The organism is Proteiniphilum sp. (assembly GCF_034331125.1).
In the GTDB taxonomy this organism is placed as follows: domain Bacteria; phylum Bacteroidota; class Bacteroidia; order Bacteroidales; family Dysgonomonadaceae; genus Proteiniphilum; species Proteiniphilum saccharofermentans.
In genome coordinates, this window is the sequence record NZ_JAXQGC010000046.1 from 1 (window position 1) to 25074 (window position 25074).

The window sequence follows — 25074 nt, forward strand, 5'->3', positions numbered from 1 at the left end:
GCAAGCCGGGTGGTGTGAGAGGGCGGGGGAGTAATCCCCCTACCTACTCGATTATTCAGGAAACAAAATAATTTTTCTTTTTCTGATAATTCGACTTGGTACAGGATATGTGGAGTAAATAACTGCAAATTGACATGGATTTGTTTTTCATTTATTGCTCAATTAACTGCTGAATTGCTTGGATGAATGCCTCTGTCTCAGGGATTAATCTCTCCACGGTCTCTCTGTCGAAAAATAGAAAATCATCATAATCACCGCTATGGCGTTTATCAAAAAGTTCATTATAGGTGATGTTATAACTACGGGGAAGTTTGCCGTTGACAATAAAATGCATCCCAAACATCTGCTTTGTGCCGGAATGAGTATGTACCTGAATTCCATTTTTCACGAGAAGGGCCGAGACGGCATAATAGGAGGCATAATATAAGCGGTTGATCGCCGCATTATAATGCTCTTTTTCAAGCATATCTATAGCTTCTTGTACTGTGTCTTTAGCCCGTTGCAGGCGATACATTGCCAAGGCATCTATCATTTCTTCCGTCATTTCCCCTTTCATAGTATGATTCCTTCGTTCATAACATTAAGGTAAAAAGGGGTTATCAATGGGCGGTTTTCCCACTGTCTTTTGGGGAGGATGATAGAATTGATCAATACCCCTGTTGCTAATGACAAATCACTTACTTCCCCTATGATTTCCTTTTCTTCTTCAACGGAGATTCTCGTTTTATCGATCAAAATGAGTAGGTCAATATCACTATCCGGGCGTGCATCACCCCGAGCCTCACTTCCATAAACAATTACTGTCGCATTAGGATTGATCCGTTGCAGCCGCTTTTTTATTTGCCGTAGAATGAAATTCCGTTTCATGACTGAACTCCTTTTCTTGCAAATATATGCATTTTGTGTTTGAAAACGGCAATTTATCCTAGAAGTTTTTAAAGACTGGAGTTGATATCCGGTCTGTCCTCTTCGTGGTAAGTGTCCGATATAGTAAAAATATTTGAGAAATAAACAAAAGTTCATTATTTCGCGAACGATTTCCAGAATTGAATTACACGATACGATAATGAAAACCCCATGTATGCCTGAAAATACACTCTGGATTAGAAGTGTTGTTAAAGAGGCGGTTACGGTAAAGAATCCGTAAGTGCCTGGAGGGCGTTGATCGTTTTTTCGGTTTCGAGATATTTGTAATGAAAAAGTGAATAATTGTATGCTTTTAGGACTCGGGGTGATAAGTTTTCAAAATATCCTTTGAAAAAATGTATTTTATAACATATTATCCTTTGGAAAAATGTATCTTTGCGCATGGTTTCCTCGGGTAATTTCTTTAAAAGCACAATATTGATATGGAAAGAATAGCAATGAATCATCTAAAAACGTGGAAGCATAAGGCGAAAAGAAAACCGCTTATTGTGCGCGGAGCACGTCAGGTAGGAAAAACGTGGCTGATAAAAAAATTCGGTAAAGAAGAGTATGCACAAATGGCATATATCAATTTTGAGGAGTCAAGAATCATGCAAGGTTTATTCTCCTCTGATTTTGATATTCCAAGGATTATCAATGCCATACAGATTGAGACAGGGATACAGGTGCATGCGGAGAACACGTTAATTGTTTTTGATGAGATACAGGAAGCTGAGGGAGGGCTTACCTCGTTAAAGTACTTCTGTGAAAATGCGCCCGAATATCATATAATCGCGGCCGGTTCTTTATTGGGCATTTCATTACATAGTACAAAGTCCTTCCCCGTCGGGAAAGTCGAATTCATGGAGCTTTATCCGTTGAATTTCGCTGAGTTTTTGTCGGCCCTTCATCAGAAACCTCTGTTAGACCTTTTACAAAGCAGAGACTGGGGACTCGTGAGGACGTTTAAAGAAAAATACAGCTATTTTTTGCGCCACTATTATTATATCGGGGGGATGCCGGAAGTTGTTTCTTCGTTTATTCATAATAATGATTATGATGAGGTGAGAAGTATTCAAAAAGAAATTCTGACTGCCTATGATCAGGATTTTTCTAAACATGTACCTCCTGATGTTGTTCCGCGTTTGCGGCAGCTATGGAATTCTATCCCCAGTCAATTATCAAAAGAAAACAGGAAGTTTATTTTCGGGTTGATAAAAAAAGGAGCCCGTGCAAGGGAATATGAGATGGCCTTGATGTGGCTTATCGACTGTGGTCTCATATACCAGATCAAACGGATTTCCAAACCGGATATTCCGCTGAAAGGGTATGCCGACAATTCCGCATTTAAAATATATATGTCAGATGTCGGTTTGTTGGCCGCTATGGGGGATATAGACGTGAAAACACTATTGGAAGGTAATGCTATCTTTGAAGAATTTAAAGGCGCGTTGACCGAACAATATGTGCTCCAGCAACTTATTGTCAACCCGGATATGCCGATTTTTTATTGGTCTGCTGAAAAAGCAACGGCAGAAGTGGACTTTGTCATACAATATTCCGGAAAAGTAATCCCAATTGAAGTAAAAGCCGAAGAAAACCTCAAAGCAAAAAGCTTACAATCCTATTGTCAAAAATACAATCCGGATGTTGCTCTAAGGATTTCCATGTCCGACTACCGGGAACAGGATAGGTTAATTAACATCCCCTTGTATGCCTTGGCTATACAGGATATTTTAGAGCCATAGCACAGAAGTTGAAGTTTACAATTTTGGAATTCAATTCCAAAATTGTAAGAAATATTTCAGGGGTTGAAACGTAATGACGTCAACCTGTCATTCGTATCGGACGAAGTCATTTCCAGAATTGAATTACACGATACGATAACGAAAACCCCATGTATATGTTATTAAACGAAATACCCGGAGCGATAAAATAGGTAGACGAATGCATAAAAAGTTACTTACCCTTGCCGGTCGAGCCGCATGGCGGGAGGGGTGAGGAAAGCGGCGACCCCTATAACAATGATTATGGCGCCGGACAGGATAAAAGATGTGGTGAGGCCTAACCCGTCGGCAAGGAAGCCGATCCCTATCAACCCCAACATTGCCGGTATAAGGCTGATAGTAAAAAACATGGAGAAAACCCTGCCGAGGGCTGTCGGATCTATTTTGGTCTGTACCAAACCTGTGAAGGCCGAGTTGTAAACGGCGCCCGAAACACCTCCGACAGCAGTCAGTACGGCAAACCAGACAAAACCGTCGGGAGATAGGATTCCGGACAAGAAAAAGGTGAGCCCGCACAAAAGGTACATCCAGTTGACCAAAGCTACGCGATTGACCTTATAGACCTTTGCTCCCATGATCGCGCCTCCCGCCAGTGCGCCCACACTCCATATCGCTTCTATGATTCCGGCCTGGAACTCTGTCCCTTTGAAATATTCCAGCGTCATCAGGGGAAACAGTACGCTAATAGGAACCAGAAAGAATACTACCAATATGGAATATAGAAAAACAAGGCTTAAGCCCCGGTTCCTGAGTATGATCATGGCTCCCTCTTTCATCTCCTTGAGAATGTCCCTTTCTACACCTTCTTCCTTTTCCGGATTGGGTATATGTACGAAAAAAAGTGATGTGACCGCCAGCAGCGCTCCGATTACGTCAAACAGAAGCACATATTCTATATCCCATATCGTTATCAGCATAGCCCCAAGAGCAGGTCCGGCAATCTGGCTGACCGAGGCGATAATCTGGTTCACTCCCGCAATGCGGGTTAACTGGTCTGTCGGAGCAAGTAATGGAACTGAAGCCTGCATGGCCGGCATATGGAATGCCGAACCTATCGAGCGCAATCCCAATAAACCGAATATGTGCCATACCTGTGCTATATCGCGCCAAAAAAGAATTGCCAGTATCAAGGTGCACAACGCGATAAAGGAGTCGGCAAACATCATGATCCGTTTACGATCCCAACGGTCTATCAATGCGCCGGTAAAAGGGCCAATCAACGTTTGAGGTAATATGCCGGCAATAGCTGCCCATGCAAGCATTTCGGCTGAGCCGGTTTCAAGGCTGAGCCATATGATGATGGCGAAATTAACAAGGCTGCTGGTCAGTATAGAGAAAAACTGACCACTCCAGATGATCGCAAAGGCTCTCTTCCAATTATTATTCATCCTGTTTAATGCTAAAAGACCGTTGATATAATAAACGGTAGTGCTATAACGGCACAAAAGTAATAACAGTTTACTGATTGACAGAATTTAGGATAATAATATCGGTTAATGGGTGTACTCAAAATTGTAAAATTCGGACATCGCAGAAAAAAAAATACTATATTTGTACTCTTTTTCATTTGAGATTATAACAAATGCGGCGCTTATTCTTTTTTTTACTGTCACTGGTTTGTCTTGTTATATGTAATTCATGTAACGACAAGGCTGATGAGCATGTATATCAACGCTTATCGCAATGGGATAGTATGATCGACGCTATGCCGCAACTTGTGTCGGATAGCCTTCAGCAGTTGGATCCTGACGATCTGGACCGTCCCAACAGGGAATATTATGGCCTGTTAAAGGTAATCTCTGATGATAAAACCTATGTCAATTTCACCAGTGACTCCCTGATCAATTCTGTCACAGACTATTATCGTATTTATGATCCTAAAAGTAGTAACTATATCCGTGCCCTGGCTTATCAGGGTATTGTCCGTACCCGATTGGGAGTGAGGGATAGTACCGTGTATGAGCCTCTTAGAGAGGCCGGCAGGCTCTTCTCCTTAATGCCTACTCCTAATCCCTCATTGGGTTATCTTATAAACTATTTTCTAGGTAATGTCAACTATAATAACCGAAACTATGCGTCGGCAGATGAGTACTTCCGTAGAACACTTGATTATGCACGTGAAGAACGTGACTCCATTCATTTATTCGATACCTATTTGGCGCTCTATTGGAATGAGATGGTGCAGGAGAAATTAGACAGGGGTAAGTTATACCTGGATACCCTCTCGTCCTTTTACAGCCGGTTAGCCGGAAAAGACTATTTTATTTTAAATGCACAATCTATTTATTATGATATGATCGGTGAACCGGAGAAGGCGCTGGAGAGAGAGAAGGAATTGCTCCGGGTCACATACAGGCAGAAGGAGAACATTGCGTTATCAAGGCTGTATTACAATATTTCCTACAGATATGTCGGGTTGGAACAGTTGGATAGCGCCATGTTGTATGCGCATATGGCTATTGATTGTATCGAAGATACGACATACAGGCAGAACTACCTTTTTTATCAGAATGTAGCCAATATTGCCGAGAAACAGGGAAATTTCGCCTTATCCAACCAATACCTGAGAAGCGCTTTCAAACTACATAATCAATCTATTAGTGACCGGTTGGATACCCGGATCGTGGAACTGGAAAAGAAATACGACCTGTCGGAAGCGGAGAACGAGGCGCTCAGGGCGCGCCAGCAGAGCCTTCTTGTGATTATCGGCGCGTTGATGCTGGTGATCGTACTGGTCTTTATCCTGATGTACGCCTGGAAAGTAAGGAGAACTGCCAGGTTGAAACTGTTGAATGCCGAGTACAAGATGCAGCAGCAGGAACTGCAGGCCAAGATATTAAGGGAAGAGGCGGACAAACGCAAATGGTTGCTGCAACTCTACAGCCATATCTCGGGCAGGCTTGCCTTCCTGCAGGGGGAAATCGAAACGCTTACGCAGCGCTATATCTCTTCCCACCCGAAGGTTTACCGGGAGATGGAGAAAATCTTGAAAAATACCGACACCGATTTGCGAGATATAACCAAAGCTATCGCAACGGACGATGAAACTTTTTATGCCTATACCCGCCTGAAAGACGAGGAGGGCATATTGAATACTACCGAAAAAATGTTACTGATGCTCCTGGCATGCGACGCCGATAACCGTCAACTGGCCACTTTTATGAATACCAGTCTGGAAAGTGTCAGGGTGAGAAAATCACAACTCAAGAAGAAAATGCAGGAAAAAAACATGGATACGACCCTGTTCCATGAGTAAAAATGCCGGAAAGCACCGTTAAACTGAATGTATTTAATTTTCTTATAAACAGTATTTTATCTTATTTTATGCCGTTAAAAAAACGATGGGGTATTGTTTTTCCTGTCATTACTCTGTTATTTTGTGTCTGTAATTCATAATTAATTTCAAACAAAGTATCATTATAACTTTTTTTAAAAAGAATGGATATGAAAAAGACAATGTGGGTATTTTTATTTATGACAATGTGTAGCGCGTTTTTGTTTTCGGTCTCCGCACAAAGTGAGACTGCGGACAGGATTGAATTGGGCAGACTTGGTGGTACCACCCGGAGCGCAAGCGCGATGAGCAGCACGCTCGGCGTTCAACCTGCGGAACCGGTTGTGGAAGCATTCAATTCCCAAAGCGTGATCTCCATATCCGTACAAAACTATCGTGGTGGCGCATGGGTTGAGATCATCGGCCCGAGGGAAGTAAGGCAGAGTTATATCGAAGTGTATGACATGGGTTTTGGTGTAGTGAATCTTTCCGGCCTCCGTGCAGGACAATACACCATACGTATTACACTCGGTACGGAAGTATATACAGGAACATTTAAAAAAGAATCTTATGGACGCTAAGGCTAAAATAAACAAAGAAGACGTACGCAAATATTTGCTGACGGATGTGGCATCATGCACATTTACTTTCTCGGACGGGTTGAAGAGCAAGGTTACTCCATCGCCCGATAATGAGATCGTACTTGTGAAACTGATCCCGCGTACTTCAAAATCAAAACGCTTTGAGGATAGTGTGTTGAGTAATTACTCTTCTGCAAGAAATATGAATGAACTGGCAAAACTATGCAAATATGACTGTCTAAGGACATTTACACGCCACTTCAAGAAATGCTTCGGACAAACGCCCTATCAGTGGATGCTCGATCGGAAAATGGAAGAGATACAGTCTCTGGTACTTAACTCTGATATTAGTATTACCGAGATATCCAAGATGTATGACTTCAAAAGCGTGTCGCATTTGGTGAACGCTTATAGTAAGAGGTTTGGTATTTCACCGCATAGAAGCAGATTATCGAATGCTATCTGACTCTACCCTTTGATTAATAAGATAGGCACAATCTTCGAATCGGTTTCGATTACTATTTCTTTGTGTGTCGGTGAAATCAAAAAAGCGCTACTCGTGAGAGGGCGCTTTTTTTATCTCATTGGCGACTGTATTATATCCATCGCATATATGCGAAATCCATTCTGTGGGGTAAATCGGCATTCTTGGGATATACCCGCAAGCCATACTGGTGTGTACCCGGATCGTTCAACGCTTTGCGTGCTTCGAAATAAAGCAGTGATCCTTCGGTCTTGACAAGATCGAGCTCATATGACTGTACAAACTGAGGCTCATTATTCATCGTATCGTGGTCTACCACTACACATTCAACACCCAGATCGCATTTCATATCTTTTCTGTCGATTACAACCTGTCCGTAGACTTCGTTGTGCCCATTGTTGAAATTGGCCTTCTGATTGGGATTGAATTCTAATTTGACTACCTCAAGGTGATCCCACTTCGATACTGTATCTATTTTCCATTTCACGATCTCTTTGGCTTTCGCGTAGCCGTTCTCCTGAAGCAGGTGCGAACGTTTAGCCAATTTGTTGTAGAAACGGTCGAAATAATCATCCATCATGCGTTTGGTAGTGAAGTGGGGCGCTATTTCTGCCATCGACTTCTTGATGTATTGTATCCACTCGTGCGAGTAGCCATTGCTGTTATGCGCATAATAGAGCGGAACGATTTCGTTTTCAAGTAGAGAGTAGATGGTAGAGGCATCCAGTTCATCCTGGTAATGTTGGTTGTCGTAAGTCCTTTCGTCGGTCAACGCCCAGCCGGCACCCTCTTTGTAACCTTCATACCACCATCCGTCGAGTACCGACAGGTTCAACACACCGTTCATTTCCGCTTTCTCGCCGGATGTTCCGGATGCTTCCTGTGCACGGGTAGGGGTATTCAGCCAGATATCCACACCGGAGACAAGACGTTTGGCCAAACGCATATCATAATTCTCAAGGAAGATGATCTTACCGAGGAACTCGGGACGACGTGATATCTCCACGATCTGTTTGATTAACCCTTGCCCGCCTCCATCGGCCGGATGCGCTTTACCGGCAAAAATGAACTGTACCGGGTATTTGGGGTTATTTACGATTTTCGACAAGCGGTCAAGATCGGTAAACAGCAGATGTGCCCGCTTATAAGTGGCAAAACGTCTGGAGAACCCGATCAATAGTGCATTGGGATTGACCTCTTCCAGCATATTCATAATCCTTGAAGGAGCAGCCTGGTTTTTGAGCCATCCCTCTTTGAACTCTACCTGGATATAATCAACCAGTTTCTTTTTTAGATGCATGCGGAGCTTCCACAGTTCGTCGTCGCTCACATTATAAATATTTTTCCAGATGTCGGTATTTGACTGGTCTTTGTAAAACGATTCGCCGAAATACTTTTCGTAGAGCGCTTTTACCGAGGAAGTGGCCCAACTGGGCAGATGGACGCCGTTGGTCACATAACCTACGTGCAATTCCTCAGGGAAATAACCTTTCCATACCGGCTGGAACATCTTTTGTGAAACGCTTCCATGGAGTTTGCTTACTCCGTTGGCTTCTTGTGCGGTATTCAATGCAAATACGCTCATGGAGAATTTTTCATGTGATCCGGGATTGTCGCGTCCCATATCCATGAATTGCCGCCAGGGGATACCGATGCTTTGAATCATTGGCGACATATACTTGGAAATCAGCGGCTCGTCGAAATAGTCGTGCCCTGCCGGTACCGGCGTATGTACTGTGTAGAGTGAAGATGCACGTACCACCTCCAGTGCTTCCTGGAAGGAAAGGCCTTCTTCAATCACATAATCATGCAGACGCTGGATGTTGATGAAAGCTGCATGGCCTTCGTTCATGTGGTATACATCCTTACGGATCCCCAATTTCTTTAATAACAATATACCGCCGACACCGAGTAAGAATTCCTGTTTCATACGGTTCTCCCAGTCGCCTCCATATAACTGATGGGTGATAGGCCGGTCGTACTCACTGTTATATTCCAAATCGGTATCCATCAGGTAGAGATTGATGCGTCCTACCGCCACCTTCCATACATGTGAATAAATAGGGCGGTCATGGAAGGGTACTTCGAGGATCATGGGTGATCCATCTTCATTCATCACCTGGGTAATGGGGAGATTTCCGAAGTTTTGGGCTTCGTAATTGGCAATCTGCTGACCGTCTATAGAGAGGGTTTGCGTAAAATATCCGTAGCGATAGAGAAATCCTACCGCAGTCATATTTACATTACTGTCGCTCGCCTCCTTTAGATAATCACCGGCCAGGATACCCAAACCGCCGGAATAGATTTTCAATACATGTGACAGGCCATATTCCATGCTGAAGTAGGCCACGCTTGGTCGCTCATTGTCATGAGGGACACTCATATAATTTTTGAATGACCTATAGGCCCTTTGAATACGTTCTAAAAGTTCATTGTTGTTCAATGCTTTTTCAGTGGCCTCAGAACGCAGATTCTGTAATAATACCACCGGATTCTTTCCGCTCTTTTCCCACTCCTGCGGGTCTAATATCTCAAATATGGCTTTCGCCTCTTCATTCCATACCCACCACAAATTATGGGCGATCTCTTCCAGAGGACGCAATTGCTCAGGCAATTCTGCATGTACGTGGATATCTTTCCAGATGGGTGTGTTCGAATAACTTGATTGAATTATCATTTTTTATGATTTTTATTATCTTATATCCTAGATCCTAAATCTAAAAACTAAAATCTTGAATCTTGAATTTTGAATCTTGAATCTTGAATTTTGAATTTTGAATTTTGAATCTTATACGGCAAGTATAACACTTTTATTCTGTTTTAAGTTTATAAGGATACGATAATCTGACAAATGAGTTATGCAATGCTTTGCTATAAGCTTCCTTATAATAACGAATGAAGTGTCCCCAGTCTGCCATATCAGCCAGTGCAGCCGCACTTTGCTTTAATATTTTCACCTGCTCGTTGCTCTTTAGTGACAACTCGTGTACAAGTGCGGCAATCTCCTCTGCCACCTCCGTATAATTCCCATCATTGCGGTAAATTACTTCAATACCATCATTTATTCCCTCTTTCCTGTCACCCTCTTTTTTAGCCCAGACACCGAATCCTGCCAAGGTTGTGGTGATGGTAGGGACAGAAAAGGCGACACTCTCATGCGGTGTGTAACCCCATGGTTCGTAATAGGATGGAAAGACGGTCATATCGAGCCCGATCAGCAGGTCGTAATAGGGAAGATTGAAAATCCCGTCATCACCATTCAGATAAGAAGGCACGAAGATGATCTTTACTCTCTCCCTCTCGTCATTACAGAATCCCAAACGCCTGATCTGGTTCATTACCATGTCGTGCTGTGGTTCTACCAGCTCATGGGTGATAAAGGGGCAATTTCCGGTTGATAACGGTTCCCCGGAGGAGAGGCGTTCCTGAAGATTTTTACGCGGCCCTTTTACCCATCCGGGTACCATGATAAAGGCAATGACATCCTTTGTCAGTTCCGGCATTTTCCGGAGCAGGTTCATTGCATCGATAAACACATCGATACCTTTGTTTTTGTATTCATACCTGCCACTGGTGGCAATCAGCAATGCGTCAGGATGGATGGTATGCCCCACCATCTTTTCGGCGACATTGAGCAGTACTTTTCGTGCTTTCTTCCTTGCCCGGCTGTGATTAACCCCTTTGGGTATAAAATCTTTTTCAAATCCGTTGGGTGTGACTATGTCGGGTAATCGTTGCAACAGTTGTGCGCATTCCGCAGCGGTAATATCACTCACTGTAGTGAAACAATCAACATTATGTGCCGCCTTCTTCTCAATAGAATGCTTGGCAGCCATATTCAACTGGCGTGCCATCTGGTCCCCGTTGTATCTTTCAAGATGATCGTACAGTGGGAGGTTGTTGCCGGCAATGGAGCGACCGATGGAGGTAGCATGGGTGGTGAAGAGGGTGGCAATCTTGGGAACATGTTTCTTGATATAAAGGGCTGCCGCGCCTGTCATCCACTCATTGAAATGGGCGATCACATTCTCCGCCTCAAGGTGATGAAAGCGGTAAAAACTTTCAATAACCACTCCTGTAGCATAGGCAAACATGGTCGCTTCGTGATAGTCGCCATAAGCTGCTATCGAGTCAACGCCGTAATCCATCCACATTTCCGCGTAGATGTCATTCTGCTTTTCGAAGAATGCATCGAACTTTATTAAAAAAACAATAGGTTCTCCGGGTATCTTCCACCGCCCAATACGGATAGGTAAATGTTGGTTGCGTGATGCGTAATCGCACCATGACCCAAAGAGCTTCTTATCTTCCTTGAACCAGGGGCTTTCCTGTTCTCCCCACACATCGGGCCCAATGAAAAATACGTGGTCTTTATAAGTTTTCTGTAGAATATTGGCCCGTGTGGATAGGACGGTATAAATTCCGCCCACTTTGTTACACACTTCCCAACTGGCCTCGAAGAGGTAGTCAGGTGTGTGCCTGGCATCTATCTCCATATATGATTGTTTTCTTGTCTCCGGGGGGCAAAGATAATAAAAAAAATGGCTTATCTTTGTAACTTTCTTCTGAATGGTTGAAACAATTGACATTGGCCAATTACAACAGGTGATTGGAAAGCATCCCAACCTGGCGGCTGCAGGCTCACTGCTGAAAGAGATCCAAGTCTTATCAGTGACGGGTTTGCACGGCTCTTCCCGTGCTTTATTTGCAGGGGAATTATTCCACAAACAACCACAGACTTACCTTTATATTTTAAATGACGCGGAGACCGCAGGTTATTTCTATCATGACCTGACCCAAATGATGGGTTCGGTTGATGTGCTCTTTTTCCCTTCGGCCTACAAGCGGGCAGCTAAATACGGGCAGATAGACCGTGCTAACGAGGTACTTCGTGCAGGTGTTTTAAGCCGCCTGCAGGATGGTTCCGGCCCATTGATCATTGTCAGTTATCCTGACGCATTGGCGGAGAAAACCGTTTCCCGTAAACAACTGGTGGAAAATACGCTGAAAGTGTCGGTAGGAGACCGGGTCGACAGTGCTTTTGTGAGTGAAGTGCTCGACAGCCTGGGGTTTCAGATAGTAGATTATGTATATGAACCGGGACAGTATGCCGTACGGGGAAGTATTCTCGATGTCTTCTCTTTTTCGAGTGAATATCCCTACCGTATCGACTTCTTTGGAGATGAGGTGGAGACCATACGCAATTTCGACGTGGAAACGCAATTGTCTAAAGAGAAGTTCAACGAGATCCGGATCGTTCCCGAATTCGGACGTAACGGATCTAAAGAGGCTTCGCTTTTCGGACTTCTTCCCGGTGACTCGGTGATCGGTACGGAAGATATGCGTTGGATTGCAAGCCGGGTGGAATCGATCAACGAGGATGAACTGCATATCGATCCCAGGGATGAGGAATTTGTGAAAGCAGAACTGCTCTTGAAAAAGGATTTTCTGGAGAGTATCCGCCCGTTCCGGCAGATACGTTTCGATACCAAGATGTTAGATACCCCCGATGCCGGTATCGAATTCAATACATCAATGCAGCCTCCCTATCACAAGAATTTCGATCTGCTGGGCGAATCGTTACACCGTTTTATGGATGAGGGATATACAATTTATATTTTGAGCGACAGCGAGAAGCAGCAGAAGAGGCTTTTCCATATTTTCGAGGATCGTAATGATCCCATCCCTTTTATACCGGTCAACAAAACGTTGCATGAAGGATTTTCTGATGATACATTAAAAATATGTTGCTTTACCGATCATCAGATTTTCGACCGCTTTCATAAATATAGCCTCAAGTCCGACAAGGCTCGTTCAGGTAAGATCGCCCTGACACTTAAGGAGATCAACCAACTTCAACAGGGTGATTACGTGGTGCATATGGACCATGGTATCGGCCGGTTTTCCGGGCTGGTACGCCTTCGCATCGGCGACAAGGTACAAGAGGTTATCAAACTTCTCTATAAGAATAATGACGCGGTATTCGTTTCCATTCATTCCCTGCATAAGATATCGAAGTACAAAGGTAAGGAGGGAGAGGAGCCGCAACTGAATAAACTGGGCTCGGGAGCATGGGAGAAGGTGAAAGAGCGGACAAAGAAGAAGATCAAGGATATTGCCCGCGACCTGATTAAGCTTTATGCCCAGCGTCACCAGGAGAAAGGATATGCCTTTTCGAAGGATACTTACCTGCAGACAGAGTTGGAAGCGTCGTTTATGTATGAGGATACGCCCGACCAGGTGAAAGCTACCCGCGATGTGAAAGCCGACATGCAGAGTGAGAGACCTATGGACAGGCTGGTCTGTGGCGATGTAGGTTTCGGAAAGACCGAAATAGCTATCCGTGCTGCCTTTAAAGCGGCTACCGACGGGAAGCAGACGGCTGTGTTGGTGCCAACCACGGTGTTGGCAACCCAGCATTACCATACTTTCAGCGAACGGCTAGCCGATTTCCCGGTAAAGGTGGATTACCTGAGCCGCGCCCGTTCGGCGAAAGAGCAAAAAGAGATCCTCCTACGGTTAAAAGAGGGAAAGATTGATATCCTTATCGGTACTCATCGACTGGTGGGGAAGGATGTGGAGTTCAAAGATCTGGGACTGCTGATCATCGATGAGGAGCAGAAATTTGGGGTGTCCGTCAAAGAGAAACTCAAACAGTTGAAGGTGAACGTGGATACGCTCACTATGACGGCAACCCCTATCCCGCGTACTCTACAATTCTCGCTGATGGGGTCGCGCGACCTTTCCACCATAGGGACGCCTCCTCCCAACCGCTATCCCATACAGACCGAGGTACATACGTTTGATATAGAGCTTATCCGTGATGCGATCAATTTTGAATTGAACCGGAATGGGCAGCTGTTTATAGTGAACAACCGCATCAGGAATATTTATGAACTGGAAGCCCTTATCAAGAGAGAGATGCCGGGTGTACGCGTGGCGGTGGGACACGGTCAGATGGATCCGAAGAAATTAGAAGGTGTGATTGCCGATTTTATCAATCATGAACAGGATGTCCTGATCGCGACGACTATCATCGAATCGGGTATCGATATGCCCAATGTGAATACAATTATAGTGATGGATGCACAGAATTTCGGATTGAGCGATTTACACCAGTTGCGCGGCAGGGTAGGTCGAAGCAACCGCAAAGCATTCTGTTATCTGCTGGCGCCCCCGTTCTATATGCTGAGCAGTGATTCGCGGAGACGTTTGCAGGCTATTGAGAATTTCGCCGAGTTGGGGAGCGGACTCCATATCGCGATGCAGGACCTGGACATTCGTGGTGCGGGAAACCTGCTGGGAGCGGAACAGAGCGGTTTTATTGCCGACCTGGGGTATGAAACTTATCAGAAGATATTGGCCGAAGCGGTACAGGAGTTGCGAAAAGATGAGTTCGCCGAACTATATGATACACAGCAGGCGGAAAGGGCTCAGACGCATAATTTTGTGGATGATGTCCTGGTAGAGAGCGACCTGGAACTCATGTTCCCGGTGAATTATATCCCGAACGATGCGGAACGTGTAGCCATTTACCGTGAAATGGACAATATGGAGTCCGAGACGGAGATCATGGACTTTATGAAACGTCTGGAAGACCGCTTCGGAAGAATTCCGGGACAGGGCAGGGAACTTATCCGTATTGTGCGGCTTCGCCGTATCGCCAAGTCGTTGGGAATTGAGAAGGTAGTCCTGAAAAACGGACAGATGACCCTCTTCCTGGTCTCCAATCCCGAATCGCCCTATTACAGTTCACCGGTATTTGATCAATTGTTGGATTTTGTGCAGAAACAACCGCGACGGTGCCGCTTACAGGAAAAAGGCAATAAGCGGTCGGTGGCGATCAGCCATGTTGAAACGGTGGAAACAGCAGTTGCTTTGCTGGAGGAGATTGGAAAAGAAGAAACGATGCCGGTTTAGATGCTGTGAAGCCGGATCAAATGACAAAATCATAAGGACTGGAAAGATCCCTCACCATCCGTATCTTTACATCTATCGAGTTAGAGACGAGAGAGTAGGGGACTACACTCCGCGTGAGCCATGCTCCGCCGCCAATTACCGAGTCATGGCCGACCACCGTCTTTCCTCCCAGAATAGTGGCATTGGCGTATATCACCACGTTGTCCTCCACGGTCGGATGTCGTTTTACGTCAGACAATTTCTTCTCTACATATAATGCACCGAGCGTTACACCCTGATATATCTTTACGTTGTTACCAATCTCGGCCGTTTCACCGATCACGATCCCCGTTCCATGGTCCATAAAGAGATTTTTGCCTATCCTGGCGGCGGGATGAATATCAATACCTACTTTTGAATGTGCATATTCAGAGAAAAGCCTGGCAATCAGGGGTACTCCCAGCCGGTGGAGTTCATGGGCGACACGATGCACGCATAATGCATAAAATCCGGGGTAGGTGAGGATCACTTCTTCCAGGCTCTTGGCTGCAGGGTCGGCTTTCAAATAGCAGGCCGCATCTTTATAGAGCCGTTCCCTGAGCGAAGGGAATAGCCGGAAAAACGATTCGGAGATCTCTTCGGCTTTCTGTTTACCAGTGAGCGACGATATGTTGGAGTGAAGAGTCAGGGCTGCTTTCCTTAACTTTTCATGGACATCTACCGGTTCCGGACAGTCGCAGATAGGGAACATTTGTGAAATAAGCGTTTCTATCACCTCTTCCAGATCACACTTGTTAATAGGAATGCGTATAGGTTGCGGGTTGAACTGCCGGATGAGTTCCTCAATCTTGTCTGTCATAAAAATAGGATGTTTATTGTATATTTTTTATTCTTTCTATCAATTCGTCTCCCAATGCCCTTTTCTCTTCGATATGCTTTAATGTGGCTATAACGAATGGGTTCTTATCGAAAGCACCCCTTACGTATTCGAAATCCATAGCCCGGTCCTGGATATTGCCGTCAGCACCAAAACCGGTTTTGAATGAGAGGGAGAACTCTTTTTTAGCGTCGCTGTAAATCATCTCATCGAGGCCGATCACAGCTGCTTTCCACTTTTCAACAATGGAGATCACATCAGCTGCCGTAATCTCATCGGCTTTGATACTGTAAAACGACTGAATCTTATCCCAGGCCCATGTCCATTCGTTTTCATAGTAGTCCTGGTGCAGTTTCTGGAACACATGATTGATCTCCTTCAGTTTGGTGATCTCCCCCGATTCGATTTTGCAGAGCAGGTCGTCGATCTCCGATTTGGGGGCGATCAACCCCGAAACATCTACCCATTCTCCCAGTCCGGGTGCACCTTGCGGGTCGAGCCGCTGCCTGATCTCTTCATTGCTTTTGAAACGGGTTTTCTCTAAACGCTTGATAAGCGAGTTCCCAAGAAATTTGTGGATAATGATCTCATAAAGTTTCAATCCTCTCAGTAGTGATGAATTGGTGATGACGCAACTCTGGAAGGTATAAAATTCCGATGTTTCCCCGGCCACAGCCTGGAGGTTTTTGAGAATCCCTACACCGGCAAACACTTTCTGGATCGTATAGGGACTGAGTAGGTTGAAATTGATGCAGTCGAGCCGGTCGGGATCTTTCCGGCGGTCTCTTTCGGGCCATTTCTTGGCATCACGGATGGTGCCCACGCTGCGTAAATTCACACCCGGCGCAATATAGGTACCGTTGTCTTTTTCTACGAGGTAGGAAAAAGGAAGATTCGATGTGTCGGCATGTTGGGAATGGCGTCCCAGGATCAGTGAGAAGGGTCCCACCTTGGCAGGCCACAATACGTAAGAGTTACTGGTCGTCTTTGCTCCCCGCTCAATGATTCCCTGGTGGATAGGCCCCAATTTATACATGTGGTTGCTCTGGTTAGAGCCCGATCCGGCATTCATAAAGGAAAACATCCCTGCAATGAGCAGCGTGGACTTATGGTGTGTGACGGTATAAGGCCCGGCAAAAAGCGCACATGCTTCACCGTTCTCACCCTGGCAATTACTGAAAAAGAGAGAATCGGAAGCGGAATATCCGTGATCGATATGGCAAGCCTGTCCGATAAAACAACGGGAGATAATAGAACCTCCGTCGATCGTGGAGCCGGAGCAGATAATAAAATCTTCGGCAATCACATTCCGTCCGATATAAACCGGATCATATTCATTGCTGTTGATGCTGCCGTTCTTGAGTTTCATCGCACCGGTGATCTTACAGAAAGAGCCTATCCGCACATTTTTGATATAGCCTACATTCACGATCTTGCAATCATGTTCTATAATCCCCCTGTCGGATGAGTGCTTATCGCAATAATAATCGATGATCGCCTTCATCCGTTCAACCAGTTTCGGGCGATGGCGATAAAGTGAGTAGATATAGGCAAAATGGGCTGAGAGCTTGTCGTTGATATGTACTTCCCGTCCTCCGGTTTCGTTTAGTACGTTGACCTGCACTCCGTTTCCGAAGGTCGTCATCCCGTCGACCAGGATCACGTCTATATTCTGAATGAAACAATTATCGCCAATAGTATAGTTGGCGATATAATTTTGCACATTCTCGATCATTACATTATCGCCGATGGTGCAGTTATGGATCACGGCGCGATTGATGCCGGCATGTTTCTGTAGTCCGCCGGGCAAAGAGAAAATTTTCTCAAAGATGCCAATTTCAACCTTGCCGGAGAAGTGGCTTTCACGTACATAACGTGGGTTGAAGCCTTCTTTTACTGTCACCAACCCCCAGTCAGTACAACTGCATCCGTTTTTCTCCAACTGATCGATTTCGGACTGCGTTAAATTTCTGTGATCTTGCATAATTTAATGTGACAAACAACGTTCAACGGGACGAAGTGTAGTTAAATGTGCTAAATGAAAAAACGAGACCCCGGAAGGGATGTCTCGTTTTCCATGTCATTTGCTGTTCTCCTTGAGTGCGTCGAAAATAAGTTTTTCGAGCTCTTCGGCCAATTCGGGGTTGTCTTTGATAGCCGCCTTTGCCGCATCGCGCCCCTGACCCAGTTTGGTATCGTTATAGCTGTACCATGAACCGCTTTTTTTGATAATCCCCAGATCAGATCCCAGATCGATAATCTCACCCGTACGCGAAATACCTTCTCCATACATGATATCGAATTCCGCCTTACGGAAGGGAGGTGCCAGTTTGTTTTTGACAACCCTTACGCGGGTGGGTTTCCCAATCTGCTCTTCACCATCTTTGATGGCTGTGCCGCTCCCACGGATATCCAAACGTACCGATGCGTAGAACTTCAAAGCATTCCCTCCGGTAGTTGTTTCCGGATTACCAAACATTACCCCGATCTTCTCACGTAACTGGTTGATAAATATGCAGGTGGTGTTGGTCTTGCTGATGGCTGAGGTGAGTTTCCTGAGCGCCTGCGACATCAATCGTGCCTGCAGTCCCACGTTGGAGTCCCCCATCTCTCCTTCTATCTCTTTCTTGGGAGTGAGCGCTGCCACCGAGTCGATAACAATAATATCTACCGCAGAAGAACGAATCAACTGTTCGGCGATCTCCAATGCTTCTTCACCGCTGCTTGGTTGTGAAATAAGCAACTCATCGGTATTTACACCCAGTTTCTCGGCATAAAAACGGTCGAAAGCGTGTTCAGCATCTATAAAGGCAGCCACGCCGCCCGCTTTTTGGGCTTCGGCAATGGCATGGATGGCGAGAGTGGTCTTTCCCGATGACTCCGGCCCGTAGATCTCGATGACACGTCCGCGCGGATAGCCACCTACACCCAAAGCCACATTCAGGGCAATAGAACCGGAGGAGATAACGGGTACTTCTTCCACTTTCTCATCGCCCATCTTCATGATAGAGCCTTTGCCGTAGGTTTTTTCAATTTTGTCCATCGCCGCACGCAGCGCTTTCAGTTTTTCACTGTTCTTGTTATCTTTTTCTTCTGCCATTTTTAGTTATGTTTAATTTTTTGTTCATTAAAATTAGTCGTTTTCTTGCTATGGCAGAAGACAAACTTGTTTGTCTTCTGCTCATTTAGCTTAACGAAAACGTTGCTTGTTTTCACTGCCGGCTCATCAGTCCCGGCCGGTTTTCATTTTCTCTAATATCTGCACGGCATGGTTTTTCGTATCCACGCCTCTTCCTTCTATTTTATCCCGGATGATCCCGTTTTCATCTACAAGGAATGTAGTGCGGACAGTACCCATGAATTTCTTTCCCATCATCGATTTTTGCTGCCATACCCCAAATACTTCAACCAGTCTTTTTCCGGTATCGGCGATCAGGGGAAATGGTAGAGAGAACTTATCGATAAATCTTTGGTGTGATTTCTCACTGTCGACACTTACACCTACGATTTCATATCCTGCTTTCCGGAGATCGTTGTAACCGTCGCGCAGGCTGCAGGCCTGAGCCGTACATCCCGGTGTGTTGTCTTTCGGATAAAAGTAGAGAGCCAGTTTCTTACCTCTGAATTGCTCCGCTTTTATCGGTTCTCCATTTTGATCTGTGCCCAATGTTTCGGGTATTTTATCGCCTATCTGTAAAGCCATTGATCTTTTGTTAAGTGTGATTATTTTTTCAAAGATATAAAAAATAAAGAGAAGCGAGGGGGATAAACAGGTCAAATTTCACACTAATTGATACATTCCACCCGGAAGTGATGTCACAATGTTTTTTACTTCCAACTCCAGTAATGTCATAAACAATTCTGATACCGGAATGTTGAGTTCAACGGCCAATGTGTTTACATGCATGGATCCTGTTTTACTGAGCTTTTCGAATATTATCGACTCTTCTTCTGATAGATCGGGGAAAAGTTCCTGCTGTACCGGAAGAGGTTGTTTTTCTTCCGGTTCCCATCCCATGTGAGAGATAAAGCTGTCGATACTTTGAAAAAGTAGCGCTTTGTTGTCCGATATCAACCTGTTACAGCCAGCTGACATTTTATCGCTGATACGCCCCGGCAAGGCAAAAACTTCACGATAATAAGAGTTGGCGATATCGGCAGTGGTAAGTGATCCTCCTTTTTTGCCCGATTCAATCACTACTACCGCATCGGCCATACCTGCGACGATACGGTTGCGCTTCACGAAATTGTGTTTGTCCGGATTGGTGCCACTGGGAAATTCGGTGAGAAGAGCCCCGTTTTGTAACATTTCGACGGCTGTCTGCCTGTGTATCTGTGGATAGATACGATCTAATCCGTGTGCCAATACGGCTACAGTGGAAAGATTGTGCTTCAACGCGGCCCGGTGAGCGCAGATATCGATACCATATGCCAGGCCACTGATAATCTGTGCTTCAGGGATTCTGCGCGATAATTCTTCCATGAACTCTTTGCAGAAATCCTCTCCATATCTGGTGGAGTTGCGTGTGCCAATGACACTGATAGTTTTCTGATGATTGAAATAGGCGTTGCCTTTGGCATAAAGCAGTAAGGGAGCATCAATACATTGGGTAAGGCGTTGGGGGTAATCTTCATCGGTAAAGAAAATGAGCCGGAGCTTATTATCTGCCACAAATTCCAGTTCTTTTTCCGCTTTTTTTAGTACTTCGGGATTACGGATCTCTCCAATCAACCTTCTCGAAATGCGGGGAATAGCTTCCAGCTTACGGACATCCTCTTTGAAGATCGCCTCTTCGTCGCCAATCACCTGCATCAGGGTACGGGCATGCATCACCCCTACGCCGTTGATCTGTGTGAGCGCTATCCGGTATAGAGATTTATCTGTTTCCATAGAAATCTAATGTGCCAATTCCGATAAATCGGGACAACTTGTCCCGGCTTGTCGGGAAGGAGTGGCTATAAGACTAATTATCAATGATTCAATTTATTCGTATTCCAAATCATGAAATCCGGAATCATGAATTGTAAATCGACGTAGTCAAATTTTCAAATCCCAAATCCTACATCCCAAACCCCAAATATGGAGCGAACGCTTCATCGAACACTTCGGGTTGTGACAACTTGCCATTCACCAGATTCACCACTTCAATCTTTGCTTTAGCACACACTGCATTATCCGACAGGCGAATGATTTTCTGATGGAAAATATATTTCACCCCTTCCCTCTCAATACGGTGTACCGTGCAATTGAACTCATCCATACCGACAAGGGGCACCTTGTAGCGTATCTCAACCTGTGAGACTACCGCATCTATCCCCTGTAAATGCAATTGGTGAAAGTTGAGTCCTGCTTTTTCCAGAAACTCATGCCTGGTTACTTCAAAATAGTGTTGATAGTTAGCGTTATTTACATGTCCTTGGGTATCACATTCATAATCACGCACTTTCATTTTGTATGCAAAAATCGGATCCATTGGTTATTTTTCTCCTTTTCTGATATGATGTATCCGTTTTTATTTTGTCTGATTTTTCTCTTTCAACCATTCCCTTGCATTGGCAAATGCTTCCATCCAGGGTGTTACCTCATGTTTGCGGTAAGCGTGCGGGTACCACGCGTTTTGCCATGGGAAGACAGAGCGTTCGGGGTGCGGCATCATCGCCAGGTGACGTCCATCGCGCGAACAGACAGCCGCAGTGGCATAATCGGAACCGTTAGGATTGCCGGGATATTCGTTGTGGAAATATTTTGCTGCAATATGATATGCTGATTCCGATTCCGGCAATAGGAAACGGCCTTCGCCATGCGCCACCCATACGCCGAGTTTTGTGCCTTCGAGCGATTTGAGCATTACCGACTCATTCTTGGGTATTTCCAAACTTACGAAAGTAGATTCGAACTTATGAGACAGATTATGATGCATTTTAGGATGGTTATCTCCCATTTCAGGATAGATCAATCCTAATTCCATCAACAACTGGCAGCCATTACAGATGCCGAGGCTTAATGTATCTTCGCGGGCAAAGAAATTATTGAGTGCCGCCTTTGCTTTTTCATTGTAGCGGAAGCCGCCGGCCCATCCTTTGGATGAACCCAGTACATCAGAATTGGAGAATCCTCCGCAGAAGACTGCAAACCGTACATCTTCCAGAGTCTCGCGACCGGAAGTAAGATCGGTCATATGTACATCTTTTACATCGAATCCTGCAAGCCAAAGTGCATAGGCCATCTCACGTTCGCCGTTGGTTCCTTTTTCGCGGATTATGGCGGCAGTGATTCCCGACCTTTCCTTCCTTTGGGGATTCAATCCCAGGTCTTCCATTTTACCTGTAAAGGAGGGATTGAACCCGAACCGGAGCGGTTGGTTTTTATAGTTCCCAAATCGCTGTGCAGCACAGGTTTCTCCACTTTGTTTCCGGTCGAGGAGATAAGAGGTCTTATACCATACATCACGCAATTGGTCGATATCAAACTCTTTGCAGAAAGTATCTTTAGAGATCACCAGCTTCCGCTCTTCTATTGGCCGTGCCACAATAGCGGCTCCCACCCCGTAGTCCTGCAGGATCTTTTCTACTAAGTGGTGATGTTTCACCTGGATGATCACTCCCGGATTTTCGGAGAAGAGAATTTTTATCAGGTCTGTATGGCGGATTTTGTCGAATCGTGCTTCCAGTCCTCCTTGCGGATTGGCAAAGCACATCTCGAGCATGGTAGTGATCATCCCTCCGGCGGAGATGTCGTGTCCGGCGAGGATCAATCCGCGGTTTACCAATTCCTGTACAGCGGCGAATGTGTTCTTGAAGTATTCGGCATCGGTCACAGTGGGAGCCTCGTCTCCAATTTTGCCCATTGTCTGTGCAAATGCCGATCCCCCCAATTTGAAGGTGTCGAATGAGAAATCGATATAGTAAAGGTAAGTGCCTCTTATATAAGCCAGCACCGGGGATACGATCTTACGGATATTTTTCACTTCGGCGGCAGCGGAGATGATGACCGTTCCCGGTGAGTAGACTTTGTCGTCACCATATTTCTGCGTCATCGAGAGTGAGTCTTTTCCCGTGGGAATATTGATCCCCAGGTCGCAAGCAAAGTCGGAACAAGCTTCTACCGCTTTATAAAGGCGGGCATCTTCCCCCGGGTTGCGGCAGGGCCACATCCAGTTAGCACTCAGTGAGACGGATTGCAATCCCTCGGAAAGCGGTGCAAATACGAGGTTGGTAAGCGCTTCGGCAACCGCCATCACTGATCCGGCAACGGGATCTATCATAGCTGCCTGCGGGGCATGTCCCAACGAGGTTGCCATCCCGGCATAACCGTTATAGTCGAGTGCGATGGCGCCACAGTCGCTCAGAGGTAGCTGGATTTCACCCTGGCACTGCTGACGGGCGATTTTCCCGGTGACTGAGCGGTCTACCTTATTGGTAAGCCAATCTTTACAGGCGACAGCTTCTAATTTGAGAACATTTTCTATATAAGTTTCCAGCAATTCCTGATCATATTCCGGAGCACTATACTCTTCCGTGATAGTAGTATCCTCCATGATAGTGACGGGTGGTTTTCCGAAGAAATCCTCCAGTTCCATATCGATGGGACAGGAACCATCCGGCTGGCGGAAGGTGAATTTCATATCACCTGTGGTTTCGCCTACTATGTACATGGGTGACCGTTCGCGGGAAGCAATACGCTCTATCCGTCCTATATCCTTTTGTTCTACGAGCAATCCCATCCGTTCCTGGCTTTCGTTGCCTATGATTTCCCTGGCAGAAAGCGTTTCGTCACCAACAGGCAGTTTGTCCATTTCGATGACACCGCCTGTTTTTTCCACCAATTCCGAAAGACAGTTAAGATGACCGCCTGCACCGTGGTCGTGGATAGATACAATAGGGTTTTCGTCCGATTCGGCCAGTGCACGGATCACGTTGGCAACACGTTTCTGCATCTCCGGATTAGCACGCTGTACAGCATTCAGTTCGATCCCCGCGGAGTATTCGCCGGTGTTGACCGACGAGACGGCGCCACCACCCATACCGATGCGGTAGTTATCGCCACCCAGTACCACTACTTTTTCACCGCTCTGCGGTTCTCCTTTTTTTGCATCGCGCTTGTTGGCATATCCAATCCCTCCGGCAAGCATAATCACCTTGTCATATCCGAATTTTTTGTCGTTTTCGGCATGCTCTAAAGTAAGTACTGATCCGCAGATCAGCGGTTGACCGAATTTATTCCCGAAGTCTGATGCTCCGTTAGAGGCTTTGATAAGGATCTGCTCAGGTGTCTGGTAAAGCCATGGGCGAGGGGGCAGTGTTTGCTCCCAGGCACGGCCCTCTTCGAGACGAGGGTAGGAGGTCATGTAGATGGCTGTCCCCGCTACCGGAAGCGATCCCTTTCCTCCTGCCAACCGGTCGCGGATTTCACCACCCGTGCCCGTAGAAGCACCATTGAATGGTTCTACGGTAGTGGGGAAGTTATGGGTTTCGGCTTTGAGCGAAAGTACGCTTTCTACTTCTTTAATCCGGAAGAAATCAGGCTTATCACCACTTGCCGGTGCAAACTGTTGTATGATGGGTCCCTGTACGAAAGCCACATTATCCTTGTAAGCCGATATGAGGCTATTGGGGTTAACGGTAGAGGTCTTCTTGATCAATTGGAATAAAGTCAGTTCTTTCTCCTCACCATCGATAACGAATTTGCCGTTAAATATCTTGTGTCGGCAATGTTCAGAATTCACTTGTGAGAATCCGAACACTTCACTGTCAGTCAGCTTACGCCCCATCTTGTTGCTGACAGCGTTGAGATAATCGATCTCCTCATTGCTCAGGGCAAGCCCTTCCGCCTGATTATAAGCGGTAATATCGTCGATATATATGATCGGTTCAGGTTGTTTGTCGATAGTGAAAACAGATTGATCCAGTTTGTTATATTTGCGTTGCAACATAGGATCGAATTCTGTCGTATCGTTATTGTTATATGATGTATATTCTTCGATACGTGTGATACCCTCTATACCCATGTTCTGGGTGATCTCTACGGCACAAGTACTCCATGGGGTGATCATCTCACGGCGCGGACCTATAAAGGATTGATCGATGCTCTCAGTGGGTAGTACTTCTGCTTCACCGAACAACCATATCAGTTTCTGGATCTCTTCCTGTGAGAATTCTCTATTGATTTGTACGGCAATCACACTCTGGGAAGGAGTCTTGAAAAATGTAATCATATCTCTTTTTTTAGATTGGGATTGGAACAGATTGATATAGATTGAAAGAGA

General features: G+C 45.5%; 17 protein-coding genes. 5 read left to right on the top strand and 12 right to left on the bottom strand.

Going from position 1 to position 25074, the window contains the following annotated elements:
• Positions 1-151 precede the first annotated feature (151 nt).
• Positions 152-556, bottom strand: a complete 405-nt coding sequence (locus U2P89_RS11240; protein ID WP_322191447.1) for a HEPN domain-containing protein — start codon at positions 554-556, stop codon at positions 152-154.
• A complete protein-coding gene (locus U2P89_RS11245; protein ID WP_091907155.1) occupies positions 553-867 on the bottom strand; it encodes a nucleotidyltransferase domain-containing protein in 315 nt (104 codons plus the stop codon). The genes U2P89_RS11240 and U2P89_RS11245 overlap by 4 nt, the downstream gene beginning before the upstream one ends.
• A gap of 482 nt (positions 868-1349) precedes the next feature.
• Here U2P89_RS11245 and U2P89_RS11250 point away from each other — a divergent pair, with 482 nt between their 5' ends.
• Complete coding sequence (locus U2P89_RS11250; protein ID WP_175533503.1) at positions 1350-2654, top strand: ATP-binding protein; 1305 nt, start codon at positions 1350-1352, stop codon at positions 2652-2654.
• 215 nt (positions 2655-2869) lie between these two features.
• On the opposite strand, the gene U2P89_RS11255 is transcribed toward U2P89_RS11250, so the two are convergent.
• On the bottom strand, positions 2870-4081 hold the full coding sequence (locus tag U2P89_RS11255) for an MFS transporter (protein WP_313381925.1): 1212 nt from the start codon (positions 4079-4081) through the stop codon (positions 2870-2872).
• Between the two features lie 194 nt (positions 4082-4275).
• Here U2P89_RS11255 and U2P89_RS11260 point away from each other — a divergent pair, with 194 nt between their 5' ends.
• The 3 genes from U2P89_RS11260 (at position 4276) to U2P89_RS11270 (ending at position 7014) form a co-directional block, all read left to right on the top strand.
• Positions 4276-5949, top strand: coding sequence for a hypothetical protein (locus U2P89_RS11260; RefSeq protein ID WP_322191448.1), 1674 nt, complete (start codon positions 4276-4278; stop codon positions 5947-5949).
• Between the two features lie 188 nt (positions 5950-6137).
• Positions 6138-6548 (top strand): hypothetical protein, encoded by a 411-nt coding sequence (locus tag U2P89_RS11265; protein ID WP_322191449.1) that lies wholly within the window; start codon positions 6138-6140, stop codon positions 6546-6548.
• Positions 6538-7014, top strand: coding sequence for a helix-turn-helix domain-containing protein (locus U2P89_RS11270; protein ID WP_092025128.1), 477 nt, complete (start codon positions 6538-6540; stop codon positions 7012-7014). Before U2P89_RS11265 ends, U2P89_RS11270 begins: the two co-directional genes overlap by 11 nt.
• A gap of 130 nt (positions 7015-7144) precedes the next feature.
• On the opposite strand, the gene glgP is transcribed toward U2P89_RS11270, so the two are convergent.
• Positions 7145-9709: an alpha-glucan family phosphorylase gene (glgP, locus tag U2P89_RS11275; RefSeq protein WP_322191450.1), complete on the bottom strand. Its 2565-nt coding sequence runs from the start codon at positions 9707-9709 to the stop codon at positions 7145-7147.
• A 133-nt stretch (positions 9710-9842) separates the two neighbouring features.
• Positions 9843-11528, bottom strand: a complete 1686-nt coding sequence (locus U2P89_RS11280; protein ID WP_322191451.1) for a glycogen/starch synthase — start codon at positions 11526-11528, stop codon at positions 9843-9845.
• A 73-nt stretch (positions 11529-11601) separates the two neighbouring features.
• Between U2P89_RS11280 and mfd the strand changes: the two genes are divergently transcribed.
• Positions 11602-14952 (top strand): transcription-repair coupling factor, encoded by a 3351-nt coding sequence (gene mfd, locus U2P89_RS11285; RefSeq protein WP_322191452.1) that lies wholly within the window; start codon positions 11602-11604, stop codon positions 14950-14952.
• Positions 14953-14968: 16 nt separating this feature from the next.
• Here the strand turns inward: mfd and epsC are convergent, their stop codons facing one another.
• From epsC to purL, 7 genes are all read right to left on the bottom strand, one after another.
• Positions 14969-15790, bottom strand: coding sequence for a serine O-acetyltransferase EpsC (gene epsC, locus U2P89_RS11290; protein ID WP_322191453.1), 822 nt, complete (start codon positions 15788-15790; stop codon positions 14969-14971).
• A 13-nt stretch (positions 15791-15803) separates the two neighbouring features.
• The gene (locus U2P89_RS11295) at positions 15804-17792 is read right to left on the bottom strand and encodes a DUF4954 family protein (protein WP_091907179.1); all 1989 of its coding nucleotides are present in this window, start codon (positions 17790-17792) and stop codon (positions 15804-15806) included.
• A gap of 96 nt (positions 17793-17888) precedes the next feature.
• Positions 17889-18908: a recombinase RecA gene (recA, locus tag U2P89_RS11300; protein ID WP_076931525.1), complete on the bottom strand. Its 1020-nt coding sequence runs from the start codon at positions 18906-18908 to the stop codon at positions 17889-17891.
• A 126-nt stretch (positions 18909-19034) separates the two neighbouring features.
• The gene (gene bcp, locus U2P89_RS11305) at positions 19035-19511 is read right to left on the bottom strand and encodes a thioredoxin-dependent thiol peroxidase (protein ID WP_092025135.1); all 477 of its coding nucleotides are present in this window, start codon (positions 19509-19511) and stop codon (positions 19035-19037) included.
• 78 nt (positions 19512-19589) lie between these two features.
• A complete protein-coding gene (dprA, locus tag U2P89_RS11310) occupies positions 19590-20699 on the bottom strand; it encodes a DNA-processing protein DprA (RefSeq protein WP_313381917.1) in 1110 nt (369 codons plus the stop codon).
• Positions 20700-20868: 169 nt separating this feature from the next.
• On the bottom strand, positions 20869-21282 hold the full coding sequence (locus tag U2P89_RS11315) for an acyl-CoA thioesterase (RefSeq protein ID WP_322191454.1): 414 nt from the start codon (positions 21280-21282) through the stop codon (positions 20869-20871).
• Positions 21283-21321: 39 nt separating this feature from the next.
• Positions 21322-25023, bottom strand: a complete 3702-nt coding sequence (gene purL / locus U2P89_RS11320) for a phosphoribosylformylglycinamidine synthase (RefSeq protein WP_322191455.1) — start codon at positions 25021-25023, stop codon at positions 21322-21324.
• Between the last annotated feature and the right edge of the window lie 51 nt (positions 25024-25074).